13 protein-coding genes and 1 pseudogene are annotated in these 16,693 nt (G+C 67.2%); 7 read left to right on the forward strand and 7 right to left on the reverse strand.

The window, feature by feature from the left end; all coding sequences use genetic code 11:
* Positions 1 to 109 precede the first annotated feature (109 nt).
* Positions 110 to 568, forward strand: a pseudogene (locus VKZ50_12420) (transposase).
* Between the two features lie 613 nt (positions 569 to 1,181).
* Here the strand turns inward: VKZ50_12420 and VKZ50_12425 are convergent.
* The 7 genes from VKZ50_12425 to VKZ50_12455 form a co-directional block, all read right to left on the reverse strand.
* Positions 1,182 to 1,652 carry an MOSC domain-containing protein gene (locus VKZ50_12425; GenBank protein HLJ60524.1) on the reverse strand — a complete coding sequence of 157 codons (471 nt, stop codon included), beginning with the start codon at positions 1,650 to 1,652 and terminating at the stop codon, positions 1,182 to 1,184.
* 40 nt (positions 1,653 to 1,692) lie between these two features.
* Entirely contained in the window at positions 1,693 to 2,724 is a 1,032-nt protein-coding gene (locus tag VKZ50_12430; protein ID HLJ60525.1) for a hypothetical protein, read from the reverse strand.
* A 31-nt stretch (positions 2,725 to 2,755) separates the two neighbouring features.
* Positions 2,756 to 3,769: a D-cysteine desulfhydrase family protein gene (locus VKZ50_12435; GenBank protein HLJ60526.1), complete on the reverse strand. Its 1,014-nt coding sequence runs from the start codon at positions 3,767 to 3,769 to the stop codon at positions 2,756 to 2,758.
* On the reverse strand, positions 3,766 to 4,236 hold the full coding sequence (locus VKZ50_12440; protein ID HLJ60527.1) for a hypothetical protein: 471 nt from the start codon (positions 4,234 to 4,236) through the stop codon (positions 3,766 to 3,768). Before VKZ50_12440 ends, VKZ50_12435 begins: the two co-directional genes overlap by 4 nt.
* Positions 4,233 to 4,628, reverse strand: a complete 396-nt coding sequence (locus VKZ50_12445) for a cyclophilin-like fold protein (protein HLJ60528.1) — start codon at positions 4,626 to 4,628, stop codon at positions 4,233 to 4,235. Before VKZ50_12445 ends, VKZ50_12440 begins: the two co-directional genes overlap by 4 nt.
* A gap of 23 nt (positions 4,629 to 4,651) precedes the next feature.
* Positions 4,652 to 5,431 carry an ABC transporter permease gene (locus VKZ50_12450; GenBank protein HLJ60529.1) on the reverse strand — a complete coding sequence of 260 codons (780 nt, stop codon included), beginning with the start codon at positions 5,429 to 5,431 and terminating at the stop codon, positions 4,652 to 4,654.
* Between the two features lie 105 nt (positions 5,432 to 5,536).
* A complete protein-coding gene (locus VKZ50_12455) occupies positions 5,537 to 7,060 on the reverse strand; it encodes an ABC transporter substrate-binding protein (protein HLJ60530.1) in 1,524 nt (507 codons plus the stop codon).
* A gap of 201 nt (positions 7,061 to 7,261) precedes the next feature.
* On the opposite strand from VKZ50_12455, the gene VKZ50_12460 reads away from it, so the two are divergent.
* The 6 genes from VKZ50_12460 (at position 7,262) to VKZ50_12485 (ending at position 16,369) form a co-directional block, all read left to right on the forward strand.
* Complete coding sequence (locus tag VKZ50_12460; protein HLJ60531.1) at positions 7,262 to 8,062, forward strand: IclR family transcriptional regulator; 801 nt, start codon at positions 7,262 to 7,264, stop codon at positions 8,060 to 8,062.
* Positions 8,046 to 9,002 carry a succinylglutamate desuccinylase/aspartoacylase family protein gene (locus VKZ50_12465; protein ID HLJ60532.1) on the forward strand — a complete coding sequence of 319 codons (957 nt, stop codon included), beginning with the start codon at positions 8,046 to 8,048 and terminating at the stop codon, positions 9,000 to 9,002. Before VKZ50_12460 ends, VKZ50_12465 begins: the two co-directional genes overlap by 17 nt.
* An 11-nt stretch (positions 9,003 to 9,013) precedes the next feature.
* The gene (locus tag VKZ50_12470; protein HLJ60533.1) at positions 9,014 to 11,092 is read left to right on the forward strand and encodes a hydantoinase/oxoprolinase family protein; all 2,079 of its coding nucleotides are present in this window, start codon (positions 9,014 to 9,016) and stop codon (positions 11,090 to 11,092) included.
* 15 nt (positions 11,093 to 11,107) lie between these two features.
* A complete protein-coding gene (locus tag VKZ50_12475) occupies positions 11,108 to 12,778 on the forward strand; it encodes a hydantoinase B/oxoprolinase family protein (protein ID HLJ60534.1) in 1,671 nt (556 codons plus the stop codon).
* Positions 12,775 to 13,692: an ABC transporter permease gene (locus VKZ50_12480; GenBank protein HLJ60535.1), complete on the forward strand. Its 918-nt coding sequence runs from the start codon at positions 12,775 to 12,777 to the stop codon at positions 13,690 to 13,692. Before VKZ50_12475 ends, VKZ50_12480 begins: the two co-directional genes overlap by 4 nt.
* Positions 13,693 to 15,187: 1,495 nt before the next feature.
* A complete protein-coding gene (locus VKZ50_12485) occupies positions 15,188 to 16,369 on the forward strand; it encodes a M20/M25/M40 family metallo-hydrolase (GenBank protein ID HLJ60536.1) in 1,182 nt (393 codons plus the stop codon).
* Positions 16,370 to 16,693: the final 324 nt, after the last annotated feature.

Here is a 16,693-nt window from a genome sequence, read left to right on the forward strand (position 1 = left end):
GAGAGGGGAAGACGATCAGATACGGCCGTCGGGCGATGACGCCGGCGGCCGCGGGAGAGAAGAACAACAACAATGCGAGAGGTGGTGATAACAGGCAAACACGAAAGAGATTCACCCTCCACCGAACCGGGGCAGGCTCACCGGGACCAAGTACCTCTGGCTGCGGCGTCCCGGCGAGCTACGGCCGGAGCAGCGCCGGCAGATGCGGCAGTTGGTGGGCAGTGACCTGAAGGTCGCTCGTGCCTGGACGCTCAAGGAACGGTTCCGCCAGTTCTGAGAGTACACCTACCGCGGTGTGGCGCAGACGTTCTTCGCGCGGTGGTTCTGGCGAGCGACCCACAGCCGGCTGAAGCCGATGGCGCAGGTGGCATGGTTGATCCGCCGCCACTTGCCGAACGTCCTGACCTACCTGCGGCACCGACTCACCAACGCAGGCCGCGAAGCCGTGAATGACACGATCCAGTGGGTCAAGAAGACCGCGCGGGGGTTCCGGAACGCTGAGCACTTCAAGACCGCCATCTACTTTCATTGCGGAGGGCTGGATCTGTACCCACACGAAAGCCGGTAGAGCCACTAAACTACGTTGCTGTCGGGCCTCGCGTCGGGGGTGGCGGGGCGTTCCAGATCGCTCGCCAGGCCGGATGGCCGAGAGTCGCGGCATTCGGCATGGGAGGCACCAGCGCGGATATTGTGAACGCGGTGGGGTGCGTTGTTTTGAGGCGGTCGAAATACGTGCGGGTCTTCGCCGCGCTCTATGCTACGTCTCTGCCGGCGAATGGTAGGCGCTCTCGACGCTCATCGGGCCGTCGTTGGACTTGGTCGTCAACAGAGATGGGGAGTAAGGGGCGCGGGCACAGTCACTGTTGCAACCGATGTCGACAGCGATCACGGCGGCGCCTTTTGGCAGACCGGCTGACCACGCTTCCCTAGACGGCGCAAGGCCGTTCTAAGACCGTGGCGAATTCGGAACGGGACGATGGGGCACGACCTCGTCGTGGCGAACGGACTACTCGTTACTCCCGACGGCGCGCTACGTGCCAATTTGGGGATCATGCGCGGCCGGATCACCAGGAAGATGCTAGAAGCGGAGCGATCCACCCAGCGATGCGCCGGTCTCGGCATCTCGAGGGCGCGGGTGCGCCCGTAGTGAGGGCTGGATTAGAGACGGCAGGCACCCGGACCTAGGTCAAGATCGGTTCGACCACGTCCCCAACACGGATGATCCCGCCGCTCACGATGTCGGCCCGCAACCCGCCTCGATGTACCAGCGCGGCAAGCACGCGCCGGTCCGTCAATTTGGCGAGGTGATCGCAGGGCTCGACCAGTCTGATCCCGCGTACCTCGACCGCCCCGATGCGGAAACCGGCGCCGACCAGATGAGCCAGCGGCACGCCGCGCGTCACGATGTTGCGACGGCAGTCGCCCGGTGCGACCACGATGCCGTGGTCGCGCTGCAGCGTGTCGATCGTCTCCGCCTCGATGAGCGTCAGCGGCCCGGCCGTTCGCGTGCCGGACCAAGTCCCGGTTCCGCTGAAGTAGCGGTCGCCCTCGAGCCCGCGCCCCTCGACCGCGCGCGCCTCCGCGACGGAGCGCATCGGCGCCCTTGCTGCGTCCGCAATGTGGATCGTCTCGACGATGCCTTGCCACATCATGGTGTCACCTCGCGTGCAGCGGACGCTGGCTGGCGCCCAGCTACCGGAACAGGGGGAACGTGCGGCCGGCGCCACGCTCCTCCGCGGCCCGCGCGATTCGCGTAGCCACGGCGATGTCGAAGATGCTCAGGCCGAAGACGCTCACGAAGACCGACGACTCGCGCGGGACCTCGCGGGCGCCCGCGACGAGCGCGCCCAGATCGGCCGCCACGGCGGATTCCTCGAACTGTCCGTCCCGGTACATCCGGAACAACCCTTTGAGACTCGTGCGCTTGAAATCCCCCCACGCGTCCACGACGACGGCGTCGAACGCACGCACCGCATCATATGAGAACTCATACGGCCCGATGCTCACCGCCGCCATGCCGCGATGCACCCAGCCGGCGTGAACGAACGGCGACGCTGCGGCGGTGCATGCGATCACGACGTCGCTCTCTTCCACCGCTGGCGGACCGAGGTCGCTCACCTCCGGCGTCCACGGAAGACTGGTCAGTCTGCGCACCAGCCGCTCCGCGTGGTCGCGGGTGCGATTCGCGAGGACGAGACGACGCGCCCCCGGCAGCGCCGCCGCCAGCATGCGCAGATGCATCTCCGCCTGGAGTCCGGCACCGATGAGGGTCACGGTCGCGGCGTCGGTCCGCCGCAGGCGCTGAAGCGCGACGCCTGTGGTAGCCGCCGTCCGGACCGCGCCGATGAGTGCGCTCTCCATGACCGCGAACGGACGGCCCGATTTTGGATCCGTCAGCACAATGAGCCCCATGACGGCGGGTTCCTGCCCGTCCGGTGCGCCGTGAGACACACGGTGCGCCGTCCATTTGATGCCGGCCACGGGTTCGGGTCCGCCCAGGTACGCCGGCAGCGCATAGGCGCCCGTTTCGTCTTCGCCCGCCGCGTGGCGGTCCACCGTCGCGTGCCAGCGGAGCACCGTTTCGGGCGGCATGATCGTCTCGCCGGCATTCTGCAGGCGCAGGGTCGCCTCAACGTCGGCGACGGCGGCATGCATGTCGAGCGCGCCGCAGGCGACCACGTCGTGCCGGCTGAGAAACCGAACGGCGATGTCCGGCAGTGTCACACCGGTCCCCGCGCGGGCGCGCCTCGCGCCGTCACCGGGCAGCGGACTCCGCAGAGAGCAGGGCGTCGGCGAACGCAAACACGCTCGGCATGCCGCCGGTATGGACGAAGACCACCCGCGGCGATCGGCCGAGACGGCCGTTCCGCGCGAGCGCGATCAGCCCGTCCATCGCCTTCCCCGTGTAGACGGGGTCCAGCATGATCCCCTCGGTCTGCGCCGTCTGACGGATCGCCGCGATCCCGCCGTCCGTCGGCACCGCGTACCGAGGCCCCACGTGCTCGTCGGTGAGGATCAGCGCTTCGTGCGCGCCAGTCTCCGTCCATCCGAGAAGTGCGCGTGTGTCCGCGGCGAGCTCAAGCGTCCGCTCGCGCACGCGGTCCGCCGGCCACGCGACGCTGATGCCGAGCAGCCGCGTCTCCGGCCAGACGCGCTCGAGCCCCACGAGCAGTCCCGCGAGCGTTCCGGCCGAGCCGGCCGCCGCGACGACGTAGTCCGGGCCGCGATCGTCGAGCCGCGTCCACTGCTCCGCCAGTTCTTCCACCGCCAGGACGTAGCCGAGCGCGCCTTCCGCCGATGCGCCGCCGAGCGGGATGACGTACGGACGCCGGCCCGCGGCGCGGAGTTCCTCCGCGCGGGCCTCGATCCGCGCTGCGACGAGGTCCAGGTATTCATCGTACGGCAGAAAGTCCAGTTCGGCGCCGAGCAGACGGTCGAGCAGCAGGTTGCCCTGCCAGGTGTTCGGAGCGGCGCCCCGGAGGACGAGCAGTGAGTCCATGCCGAACCGGCGCGCCGCGGCTGCGACGATGCGGGCGTGATTCGACTGGTGGCCGCCCGTCGTGATGATCACGTCGGCGCGTTGCCGGATCGCCTCCGGCATGAGAAACTCGAGCTTGCGGACCTTGTTGCCGCCCCCGCCGAGCCCTGTGTAATCGTCGCGCTTCATCCAGAGCCGCATATCGAGGGCGCGGCCGAGCCGCTCCAGCGGTTCAAGCGGCGTGGGCAGCACCGCGAGCGGGACGCGCGGAAAATCGGTCGGATGCTTCACGCTTTCAACCCCCGGATGTCCAGTGGCGCCACCGCGTCGAGGGCGCTCCACGGTATCGATGCATCGACCCAGCTCTGGAGCCGGTTGAGGTACAGCACCACCGCGTCGACGACATCCAATCCCTCGGGGGCGGTCTCCGCGTCATCGATGGCGGAGGCGGCCTTTCGCAGCACGGCGGCCGCCGCTGCGCACTTCCACAACTCCAGCCGTCCGGCGCACGTGGCGGCCATGCCGGCGAGGAGCCGCCGCACCCGCGTCCAGTCCTCGCGCCCCGCGCGGACGTCGCGGCACGCAAAGTACAGGAAACCGGCCGTCCAATAGAGGTCGAAGTTGGCGTAGAGCCGTTTGACCATGTCTCGGCTCGGCGGCCGGTGGGCCGCCGCGATCCCGTCGAGATCCGCCGGAGGGGTACCCCAGCCGGTTGTGACAGCATCGCGGATTTCCGCCGCGACCGCTTCGGCGCTCATTGGTCGTCCTCGATGTCGAGGCGGATTGGGAGTGCGCCGTGACGCCACAGGTCCGGTCCGACGGCGCGCAGCGCATCCAGGCCGTCGGCCACTCGGGCGAACAGTCCGACCGAGCCGAACGGCACGATGCCGCCGTAGAAAATGCACACCGTCTGCCGGTCGGGGTAATAGCCGACGTCTCCGGCCTCGACCCCGGTCGCCGGGTTTTCCGCCGGCCATGCGCCGGGGACCATGAAGTAGACCTCGTCACCGGCGAACTTCGCGCGCACGAGATGACTCTGCACCGGCAGGACGGCTTTCAGCGACGTGCACGTATTCGGCGCACGGTCCAGCAGCAGCCGCAACCGGCAGGTGTGCCCGCCGACCCGCAGGCTTAGGAAATCTTCCGACATCGACACGCTCCTTTTGTGGAATCTCATGCCGCGGGCGAACCCGTCAGGCGATCCGCCAACCAGTCGCCCCAGAGGTTGATGCCGAGCAGCAAGATCGCCAGTGCCAGCCCCGGGATCATGACAGGCCACCACGCGATGGCGATGGAATTGAGCCCCTCGTTGAGCAGCGCGCCGAGGCTCGGCGTCGGGGGTTGCACGCCGAATCCCAGAAAGCTCATCGTGCCTTCGAGCAGCACGAACCGGGCCAAGTCGATCGTGAGCACGACGAGCAGCGTCGCGCCCATGTTCGGCAGCATGTGCCGGCCGAGAATGCGCGCGTCGGTCGCGCCCGAGGCCCTGGCTGCGCTGACGTACTCGCGTTCACGCAGCGCGAGCGCCTCCCCCCGCGCCACGCGGGCATAGGTGACCCACCCGGTGATGCCCATGACCAACACCAGATTCCGAATGCCGGGTCCCAGGACCGCGACCACGAGCAACGTCAGCAACACGAACGGCACGGCGAGCTGCACGTCGACCAACCGCATGATGATCGCGTCCGCCCGTCCGCCATAGTAGCCGCTCACGAGCCCCAGCGTGACGCCCAGCACCAGCGCGATCGCCGCGGCGGCCGCGGACACGAGTAGTGAGACACGCACGCCGACGAACGTCCGCGCGCAGAGGTCGCGGCCCAGGGCGTCGGTGCCGCACAGGTGCCCCGCGGCGCCGGGCGGCACGAGCGTGAGGCCGAGGTTTTGGGCGGTCGGTCCGCCGCCGAACCGCGGCGCCGCGATTGCGGCGGCCAGCAGGAACGAGACTAGCGCCATGCCGGCGAAGCCTTCCGCAGCGCCTCGGAAACGACGAGGGCGCGCCGGTGCGGTCGTGACCGCCGGCCCGGGCATCGCGCACAGCGTCCGCGCGTTCAGCACCGCTTACCGGAGCTTGATGTCCGCGACCTGGATGCGCGCGTCCGGCCGCGGCGTCCAGGCGACTCTCGAGTCCAGGCCATAGAGGCTATCCTCTTGGTACAGCGTCAGGAGAGGCACCTGGTCGTGGACGAATTCCTGGATCTTCGTGTAGAGAGCGAGGCGCGCGGACGGGTCCGTGGCATGCCGCGCGTCGTCCAAGAGCCGGTCCAGTTCAGGCATGTTGACCGTCGAATACGGCTGGTCGGAGTGCAAGATCGGGTAGATTGCCGCGTCGGCGTCGAGTGTTTGCGTGCTCCCCCAGCCGAGCATGTAGATCGGCGCTTGCTTATGGACCGGGACGAGTTGTGCGTACACCGTCCACTCCGGAACGCTGAGTTTCGCCCGCACGCCGACCGCAGCGAACTCCTGGGCGATGGCCTGCGACACTTCGGCGCCCATAAGGTACCGGCTTGTTCCCTGCATGTCGATCGCGAACCCTTCGGGGAAGCCCGCTTCGGCGAGGAGGCTCTTCGCACGCGCCGGGTCGTACGGATAGGGTGTGATCTTCGCATCGTACCCGAAGTCGAAGGCGCCCACCTGCGTCCCGCTGATGGTGGCGAAGCCGCGCAGGATCGTTTTCACGATCGTTGGCAGATCCATCGCGTACGCGAGCGCGCGCCGGACGTTCGCCTTATCGAGCGGCGCCGTGTCGGTCTTCAGGCCAAAGTAGATCGTGAGCCCGCCGTGCGGCACGCGCTCCACGCGCAACTGCGGGCTGCGCTCGACCGTGGCCACCCAGGACACCGGCACCGGCTCGATGATGTCGGCCTCCTGCCGCTGCAGGGCCGCGATGCGGTCGACGTCGTTCGGGACCCAGCGGAACAAGACGTGCTTCACCTTGGGTGCGCCCCGCCAGTAGTCGTTGTTGGCGGCCAACTCGACGTAGTCGTCCTTGGCCCACCGGACGAATGCGTACGGGCCGGTGCCGACCGGGTGCGCGGCGAATCCGGCGTCGCCCACCCGCTCGACGTAGGCGGGCGGGACGATTTCGGTCGGATAGCGGCTGAACCTGGTCGGGATGAGCGGGTCCGGCTGAGCGGTGACCACGTTCACGGTGTACGGATCGACGACGTCCACCCGGGTCACGGTGTTGATGTACGAAATCGTAGGCGAGTGCTTCGCCGGGTCCAGGACGCGATCCACGGTAAACTTCACCGCGTTCGCGTCGAACGGCCCGCCGTTGTGGAACTTCACGTTGCGGCGAAGCACGAACTGCCACGTCGTCGGGTTGAGGAGACGCCAGGAGGTGGCGAGCCCCGGCGTCAGTTTCATGGTTTGGTCGCGGATCACCAGCGTGTCGAAGATGTTGTCGACGATAGTGCCCGGCTCCCGGAGAAAGCCGGGGTCCATCCCGAGTGTCGCCGCGGCGCGGGCGATCGTGACCGTCGCTGGCGCGGGCGCGGCCGTGGTCGGCGTCCACAGCGCGAGGAGTGGGAGAGTCGAAACCATCAGAACGACGGCGGTGCGCCGGATGGCTGCTCGTCGCATTGAGACCCCCTCATATTATGGGACAGCCTGTCCCGGAATATGCCAGATCTATTCCCGGTGGCACGGGTACCTCCTTCTTCGGTTAAGCTGATAAGTTAAGCTGATAAGCTGAATCCCTGAGGGAGGACCGATGGGCGGGAGACGCGAATTGGAGACCAGGCATGAATGTCGGGACGAGATGTCCCAATATCGAGGTCCACGATGCAGCGGGTTCAAGCCGTAGAACGGGCTGTCATGCTGCTCCGCTACGTCTCAAGCACCGGCGGGCCGGTTGGGATCCGCGAGTGTTCCCGGACGCTTGGCGTACCCCGCAGCGCCCTCCACCGCATCGCGCACACACTTGCCGCGACCGGGATGCTGCAGACCGATGCCGACGGGCGCTACCGGCTCGGTCCGCTCGCCCGTGGCATCGCCAGCGGCTTCGCCGAGGATCATCGGTTGCTGCGCGCGGCGATTCGTGAGATGGAGACGGAACTGAAGGACGTGACCTCCCATGTCGGGCGCGTCGACGGAGGACGCGTGCTGGTGTTGGCCGCCCGGGAGGGCCAAGGGCCGGTCAAGGTGAGCGTCCACGCTGGAGACCGCTTCTATGTGCACTGCACGGCCATCGGCAAGGCGCTACTCGCGTCGCTCGACGACGCGGAAGTCGCCGACACTGTGCGGGCGCACGGGCTACCGCCGCGGACGCCGCATACCATCACCACCGCGGCGGCGTTTCGCCGAGAATTGGCCCAGGTCCAGAAGCGGGGTTTTTCGGTGACCATGGAAGAGAGCACGCTGGGTGTGGCGTCGGTCGGCGCGCCGATCCGCACGGGCGGGGCGGTGCCGAGGATGGCGCTCAGCGTATCGGTGCCCGTGCAGGACGTGCGTACCCGCGAGGCGCTCAACCGCTTGGCGCAGCGCGTGCTTCTTTCCGCCGAGCGGATCGCCGCCGCAGTACCTGACTTCTCTCCGGACGGCGGACGGCAGGCGCCGGCACCGGCGGATGTTGCGACTCTCTGAAGCGGGTCTCCATCTCGAGCCGGGGAGCCGGGCGGCCGGCTTCCTGACGTTCGAGGCCGCCGCCCATGCCCCGGTGCGAATTCCGGTCGTCGCGGTGCAGGGACGCCAGTCTGGGCCGACCCTGTGGGTCCAGGCGAGCCTGCACGGCGACGAAGTGGACGGAGTCGTGGCGGTGCTGCGGTGGATTGAGAGGGCGTCCTTCGCGGATCTACGAGGCGCCGTGCTCGCCGTTCCCGTCCTCAACATGCCCGCATTTCTGGCCGGCACCGCGGCACACCCCGCCGACGGGGTGAATCTCAACCGCGCGTTCGGCAGTGCTGGCGACACCTGGACCGAGCGGTTCGCGTCGTGGCTTCTGCCCATCATTGCAGGGCACGCCGACGCCTTCGTCGATCTCCACGGCGGCGGCAGGGATTTGGAGGTTGAGCACTTCGCGTTCTGCGACGCCGCGCACAAGCCCAGCCGGGAGCTCGCGGCGGCGTCCGGCGTTCGCTACGTCTGCACCGCCCCGGCGGGCCACGCGGGGGCACTCTACCGTGTCCTCGCTGGTGAGGGCATTCCGGCCGTTCTGGTCGAGGCGGGCGGCGGAACGGCGTGGCGTGAGGATGCGGTGCGTCTGCACCAACGCGCGGTCGACAATGTGCTGGGAGCGCTTGGGATGATCGAGCGCCCCAGCCCGGCGGCGCCCCAGCCCCCGCCTCCGCTTATCGAGCGCACGGTGGAACTTCACGCCCGGGACGAGGCCGCTGTCGTAAGACACGCCGCAGTGGGCGCCGTGGTCGCGTTGGGCGAGACGGTCGTTGAGCTGCGGACGCTGACGGGCGAGGCCGGTCCGAGTATCTCGTCCCCGCTTCCGTCCGCCGTGCTGCTCTCCGTGGCCGCCACCGCGAGGCTACGCCCCGGCGGCTCCGCGTGCCTCCTGGGGGAACTCGCGTCGTGAATACCGCTCCGGTGGCACGCGCCACTCGCCGCGCAGCGCCGCGACCGCCTGCGCCTCGATACCGTCTCGGCATCGACGTCGGCGGTACGTTCACGGACGTGGTGTTGTTCGCGGAGGAGACGGGGCGGCTGGCCTACGCGAAGGTGCCGTCCGTCCCCGGGCGCCAGCACGAGGGTGTGCTCGCCGGTATCGCGCGTGCGCTCGCGATCTCGGGCGCGCGCGCGCCGGAGGTCGTGCTCTTCACGCACGGCACGACGGTGGCCACCAACGCGCTTCTGGAACGCAAGGGGGCCCGGGTGGGCATGATCACCACCCGCGGCTTCCGCGACGTGCTGGCGATCGGACGCCAGACGCGGCCGAAGCTGTACGATTTTCGCGCCCGGCGCGCCGCCCCGCTCATCTCGCGCGATCTGCGGATCGAGGTGGCCGAGCGTATCCTGCCCGGTGGCGAGATCGCGGAGCCGCTCGCCGTCGAGGACGTCCGGGAGGCCGCGCGGCGGCTGCGGCAGGCCGGCGTCGAGTCCATCGTCGTCGGTTTCCTGCACAGCTACGTGAATCCGGAGCACGAGCGCGCCGCGGCGGCGGTCGTCGCCGAAGAATCGCCCGACGTTTCCGTGTCACTGTCGAGCGCTGTCCTGCCGGAACACCGCGAGTACGAGCGTTTCAGTACCACCGCGGTCAACGCCTATGTCGAACCGGTGCTGCGGCACTACATCGCAGCGCTGGAGCACGAATGCGAGGCGATCGGGCTCGGCTCGGGCGTATACGTCATGCAGTCGAACGGCGGGCTGATGCCCGCCGCGTCGGCGCGCGGAGACCGCGCGGTTCACACGGCGCTGTCGGGGCCGGCCGGCGGCGTGCTCGCCGCACAGTTCCTCGGAGGACTCGCAGGCTTCACGAATATCATGGCCATCGACATGGGCGGAACGAGTTTCGACGTCAGCCTGGTGCGGAACGGGGAGGTCGGCGTCGCGCTGGACAATGAGATCGCCGGCTACCCGATTCGGGCTCCCATGTTCGACATCGTCACGCTCGGCGCCGGCGGCGGCAGCATCGCGTGGATCGACGAAGGGGGCGCCCTCCGGGTCGGACCGCGGAGCGCCGGCGCCCGTCCGGGCCCCGCCTGCTACGGGCGCGGCGGAGCCGAAGCGACGGTGACAGACGCGCATCTGGCGCTCGGGCGGCTGGATCCGCGGCGGTTTCTCGGCGGCGAGATGGTCCTCGATGAAGACGCCGCGCGGCGTGCGATCGAAGAGCGGGTGGCGCGGCCGCTCGGCGTCTGTGTGGAGGCCGCGGCGTTCGGCGTCCTGGAAGTCGCGAACGCCGCCATGCTGCGCGGGATGCGGGTCATGACGGTCGAGCGCGGCTACGATCCGCGCGAGTTCGTCCTCATGGCGTTCGGCGGCGCGGGACCGCTCCACGCGTTGGACTTGGCGCGCGCCGCCGGTTTTCCGCGCGTGGTGTTTCCGGTGGCGCCCGGGCTTGCGTGTGCCCTGGGGCTCTTGACGGCCGACATCCGCCACGATTTCGTGGCCAGCCTGCTGCGCCCGACGGCGGACGTCGATGCGGCCGAACTGGCGATGCAGTTTGCGCGCCTAGAGTCCCGCGCGGTCGAGCGCGCCGCCGCGGAAGGGGTGCCCGCCGCTTCGCTCGTGTACCGCCGGCATGCCGACGTGCGCTACAGCGGCCAGGGGGCGGAATTGACGGTTCCCGTGGAGCAGTGCGATCCGGCGCCGATCACCCGGATCTTCGAAGAGGCGCACCGCCGCACGTTCGGTTACGCGCACGAGGGGCGACCGACGGAGATCGTGAGCCTTCGAGTGATGTCGGTGGCGCCTCTGATGCGCCCGGCGTTCGCTCCGGAACCGGTCGGAGACGCGGATCCATCCACGGCGCTCATTGGGGAGCGGCGGGTGATCACGGACCGCGACGGCGCGACGGCCGTGTACCCGGTGTACGCGCGCGACCGGCTGGCGCCCGGGCACCGCATCCCCGGCCCGGCGATCGTCGTGCAACTAGACTCGACCATTGTGCTGGACGGCCAGGACGCCATCGTGGACCCCTACGGCAACATCATCGCAGTCGTGTAGGCGCGGAGGACCATGGTGTCGCTCGATCCGATCCGCCTTGAAGTGCTGCGTAACGCGCTGCAGTCGTGTGCCGAGGAGATGGGGGCGGCGCTCGCCCGTACCGCCTACACCGTGAACATCCGGGACCGCCGCGATTTCAGCTGCGGCGTCTATACGACGGACGGCGCGCTCGTGGCACAGGCGGAGCATATTCCGCTCCATCTGGGTCTCATGCCGTCCGTCGTCAAAGCGGTCCTGAGGACGATGCCGATCGAACGGCTGCAGCCGGGCGATGTGCTCGTGACCAACGACCCGTTCGTGACCGGGACGCATCTCATGGACATCTGCGTGGTCACCCCGGTGTTCACCGGCGGTCGACCGATCGGCATTGTCGCCAGCATGGCGCACCACGCCGACGTCGGCGGCTTCGCCCCCGGGAGCGCCGCCCTCGGCGTGTCTGAGTTTCACCAGGAAGGGTTCCGGATGCCCCCGGTCCGGCTGCAAGACCGCGGCTCGCTGAACCGCGACATCCTGCGAATCTTCGCCGCCAACAGCCGCACGCCGGACGATCTCACCGGCGATCTCCTGGCCCAGTTGTCGAGCAACCACGTGGGGTCACGCCGGCTCGTCGAGCTCTGGGAGCGCTACGCCGGTGATCTGCCGCGGTATTTCGAGGGGCTGATCGACTATACTGCGCGCCGGCTGCGCGCCGCGCTCGAAACGATGCCGGCCGGGCGGTTCGCCTTCGAAGAAGTGATCGAAGGCGATGGGTTCAGCGAGGACGCGATCCCGATCCGGGTCGCGGTGTCTCGCCGCGGCGACCGGCTGCACGTCGACTTTACGGGTACCAGTCTGCAGGTCCAGGGACCCCTCAACGCGGCGAAACCCGGCGCCTTGGCCTGCGTGTATTTTGTCGTGAAGGCCGTCTTCGATCCGGACGGGCCGTCGAACGAGGGCATTGCCCGGGTGGTCGATGTCGAGGCGCCCGTTGGCACGCTCGTCAACGCGCGGTATCCGGCTGCGGTGGCGCTCTTCAACTCAGTATCGTCGCAGAAAGTCACGGACGCGCTGCTCGGCGCCTTCCTCCAAGCCGTGCCGCACCGCGTCACCGCGGCATCGACCGGCAGTATGAACGCGCTCATCGTTGGGGGTATCGACACGCGCACGGGCCGCCCGTACACCTACGTCGAGACCTATGGCGGCGGCCAGGGTGCGCTGCACGATTGCGACGGCGCGGACGGTAGCCACGTCAACATGACGAACACTCGGAACACGCCGGTTGAAGCGCTGGAGATTGCGTACCCGCTGCGGGTTCACGAGTACAGCCTCGTGCCGGATTCCGACGGTGCGGGCCGCCGGCGGGGCGGGGTCGGCCTGCGGCGCGCCCTCGAGACGCTCTCCGACGGGACGACCGTGACCATCCATACGGATCGGCGAGAACGCGGGGCCTGGGGCGTGGACGGCGGTGCGGCGGGCGGTTGTTCCCGGTGCATGATGCAACCGCCCGGCGGCGCGAGCGTCCTGCTGCCCCCCAAAGCCACGGTCCGTGTGCCGCGCGGGGCCATCGTTCGGTTGGAGACGGCCGGCGGTGGAGGCTGGGGCCCGCCGAGGGAGCGCGACCGCGACGCCGTGGCCCGAGACGTGCGCGACCTCCTCGTGTCGGCCGAACGGGCGCACCGCGTCTACGGCATCGGAGACGATCCGTGATTCGATATCTCGGCGGGAGGCTCGTCCAGTCGGCCGTCGTCGTGGTCGGTGTGTCGGTGATCGTCTTTGCCGCCCTCCACCTCGCCGGCGACCCCGTCGCCCTGATGCTGCCGCCCGACGCCTCGTATCAGGACATGCAGCGCTACCGGCACCTCTTGGGCTTCGACGAACCCATCCCCGAACAGTACCTGCATTATGTGATCAAGGCGCTGCACGGAAATTTCGGGACATCCATCCGGTACAATCTTCCCGCCGTACCGCTCATGCTCGAACATCTTCCCGCAACGGTCTCGCTGGCCACAGCGGCCTTGATCTGGAGCACGGTGGCGGGCGTGGTCATCGGCATTTACGCGGCGTTGCACCGCGGCGGCCCCGTCGATTACGCTGCGCGCATCCTGGCGCTGGCCGGCCAGGCCATTCCGGTGTTCTGGCTGGGGCCGATGCTCATACTCTATTTCTCGGTGCAGCTCGGCTGGTTCCCGACCGGCGGGTTCGGCTTGGGAACGCACCTCGTGCTGCCCGCCGTCACGCTCGGCGCCTACTATCTCGCCATCGTCATCCGGTTGATGCGAACCAGCGTGCTCGCTTCGCTGCAGCAAGACCACGTCCGCACAGCCCGCGCAAAGGGGCTCGCGTCGCGCCGGATCATCGTCCGCCACGTCCTGAGAAACTCGTGGCTGCCGGTCATCAGTATGTTGAGTCTGCAGGCAGGGAGCGTGATGGGCGGTGCCGTGGTGACGGAGGTGGTATTCGCCTGGCCCGGCTTGGGGCGTCTCGCCGCGCAAGCCATCAGCGGCCGCGACTTCCCGCTTGTTCAGGCCATCGTGTTGTTCAGCGCGATCGTGTTTGTGCTGGTTAATTTGACGGCCGATGTCGTTTACATGGTTGCCGATCCCCGTATTCGGTACTCATAGTCTGTCACCCGGTCACGGCCTCCCAGCGCTGCGGGGAAGTCATGGCTTGCGTCCTGCTCGTGTTATAGCCTACTGGTTTGACCAAGTGGCGCGGATGTTCTCGGCGAATCGGCGGGTGAGGTCGAGGGCTTGTGAGGATGAGGAGGTTCTCATGGTTTGAGTAGTCAGTGCTGTAGCTCCAATTGTACGAGCCAGCGATCACGATGGCGCCGTCCGCCATGGCGCATTTGTCGTGCATAATGCCGTACCGGCCGGTTCCAGAGCGCAACACCAGGTGGTTTCCGAGCGCAGACTGAGTTCAGGGTAGAGGTTCCCGCGCGATCGCGACTCTCTCGCGTCCATGATGCCCCAGACGTCGACGTGCCGCCGCTTGGCCTGGATGAGCGCATCCGCGATCGGCCGGCTCGTGAGGTCGTAGATCGCGAAGAGAATCTGCCGCTGGGCATGGTCGAAAACGCAAATCAGGGTTCGTGATGGCTGATCCTCGGGGCTGAAGTACACTTGCACTGGCGGTGGTGTGGTTACTCCTTCACCGATGCTGTTCCCGTGCCAAGACGGCCGTGGGCAATGCGGATCAGCCGCAACGCGATTGGATCGGTCGTACCCAGGACATCTTCGACGACCCCCAGGAGCTCGACGGCCAGCCCGGTGTCTCCTGTGGGCGTCGGTTCTACGGCGCCGACTGTTTGGGTTAACTATCACGAAGCGGCCGCTTCAAGCGTGTCTGGTGCCACCCAGAGGTTGGTGGTCCCCACGATCTCAGTGAGAGCCTGCTCGATCTCTACGTCTTTGGCCACGCATGACCGGCAGGAGCGGATGTGCTCCTCCCAGTTGACGACGTGGAGTACAAGCCGTCGGTCACCGGGATGTGCCAGAGCCGTCTCCTCAACGGCTACGAGCTGCACCCGGGTTCGGACACGAACGTGTAGCGGAGAAACGACCGGTTTGGGTAAAGTATCTCCCCCGCCCAGCAGCGGCTCCCCGGCTAGCTGTTGACCGGGCTGAGCGGCCCCCGAGCGGGGGATAGCGCGACGTCGAGAAGGGGTGCCGGTAGGAGGATCTGCGTAGAGCGGCCCCGCCGGAAGGGGAAGGATCGCGTTACAGAGGAGCGTAACAGCCTGATCTTTCACCTCGATCGCGCCTCGGAAGAGAAGGACCGTATCCGATTTGAGCAGTTCCATGGACTCGGTGAAGAGGCGCGGGAAAACAGCTTGATCTTGTGCACGCCCGTTGAGGGGGAGTCATGAATCCTAGACTTGGCGATATCCGGAGATATCTCGAGAACAATCGCGAGCGACACGTGGCGCGGCTGCAAACGTTCCTGCGGCAGCCGAGCGTTTCCGTGAACGGCGAGGGCGAAATGTGCGCCTGGTTGTTTGCGGACTTGCTCCGCGATGTCGGGTTTACAGAGGCAGATGTCGTGCGGACATCGGGGTTGCCCGGAGTGTGGGGCGCCTACGAGGCTGGCGCGCCCGTAACGCTCGCCGTTTATGGGATGCTCGATGTCCGTGGCGCGGATCCTGTTGGGTGGCGAGTGCCACCGTTCAGTGCGGAGATAGTTGAGATGCCTCCTTTCCGGAGCGTTCTGGTTGGTCGTGGCGCGCGAGCGGTTAAGGGACCGCTCTGCGTCTGGCTCAACGCGGTTGAGGCGTGCCGGGCGGTACTTGGCCGACCGCCCGTCAACTTGTACCTCTTGGCTGAGAGTGACGAGATCTTGGGGAGTCCGCACTACCGCGACATGATGGATCGATACCGCGATCGATTGGCAAGAAGCGCGGCGTGTTGGACTCCCGGTGCTTCGCAGGATCGTGAGGGCATTGCCCATGTCACGTTGGGGTATAAGGGGATGATCTACTTAGCGTTGCGCTCATCGGGGGCGCTGTGGGGGCGTGGACCACGCGGCGGCCCGATTCACGGCATGGCCAAGTCCGTTGTAGATAGTCCAGTTTGGCGACTCATACAGGGACTCGCGACGCTGACGTGTGCTGATGAGAATGGAATTGCCATAGACGGTTTTGGCGCACGCGACTGGGTGCCGAGCCCGGGCGAAACGATGGAAATGGAGGCGATTCGCACGCGGTTTCACGGCGAACCATGGCAGCGCGTCCTCGCGGGGGTGCAGGGAGCAATGATACCGGCTACCGATGGTCTCGACGACTCAGAAATCTACCGTCGATACTTTTTTGGGCCCAGCGTTAACATTAGCGGACTACGAAGTGGTTATACTGGCCCAGGGACGCCAACATTCACCCTGCCGCACTTGGCGGAAGCGTTTCTCGACATTCGCATCCCACGCACGTGGAGGACCGGCGAGGTTCTTCGTGCGCTTCGGTCGCGCCTGGACGCTTGTGGCTTTTCGGCCATCGAAACGGAAGTTTTTGGGGCGTTTGATGGCTCCCGGGTCGCGCCTGACGCCCACATCGTGCGGGCGGCCAAAGACATGTTCGAATCGGCGGGCTTGGATATTTTGTGGTGGCCAGCTACTGGGGGCGGCGGGCCGTGGTCGATTTTTGCTACTGAGTTGGGACTTCCAGTGTTGCGCGATATCGGCCTCGGACATGGACGTGCGTCGTTGACAGATGAGTATTTAGTAATCGATGGAGCGGAAAAGGTTGGGGGCATAGTGGAGATGGCGCTCTCGCATGCTGAACTTATGCTTCGCATGGGTGAGACATAGATCCTGATGAAGACGCTCACATGCTGCCGTTTGTCCGGACAAACGCTAGAAGTTTTCCTCCCTCGATAAACTCGCTTTGGGGGGGAGCGGTGTCAGCGCCGCCGGCTGCCCGATGCTTCTTCGCAACTACTTCGAAGGTGACGCCCCCGGTGTCCGGGTTGCTGGACTGTGGGAGATCCTTTCCGCTAGCTTCGCGTTCGCTGTACAATGGAGTTGACCCGGTTTGGTGGACACCCTATCGTTAGGGGGTCAAGACCCCAGAGAGGAGTCCACCGTGGGGAAGACACGCCCACCGTATGCGAAGGAGTTTCGAGCGGAGGCAGT

Source organism: bacterium, assembly GCA_035295165.1.
GTDB lineage: Bacteria > Sysuimicrobiota > Sysuimicrobiia > Sysuimicrobiales > Segetimicrobiaceae > JAJPIA01.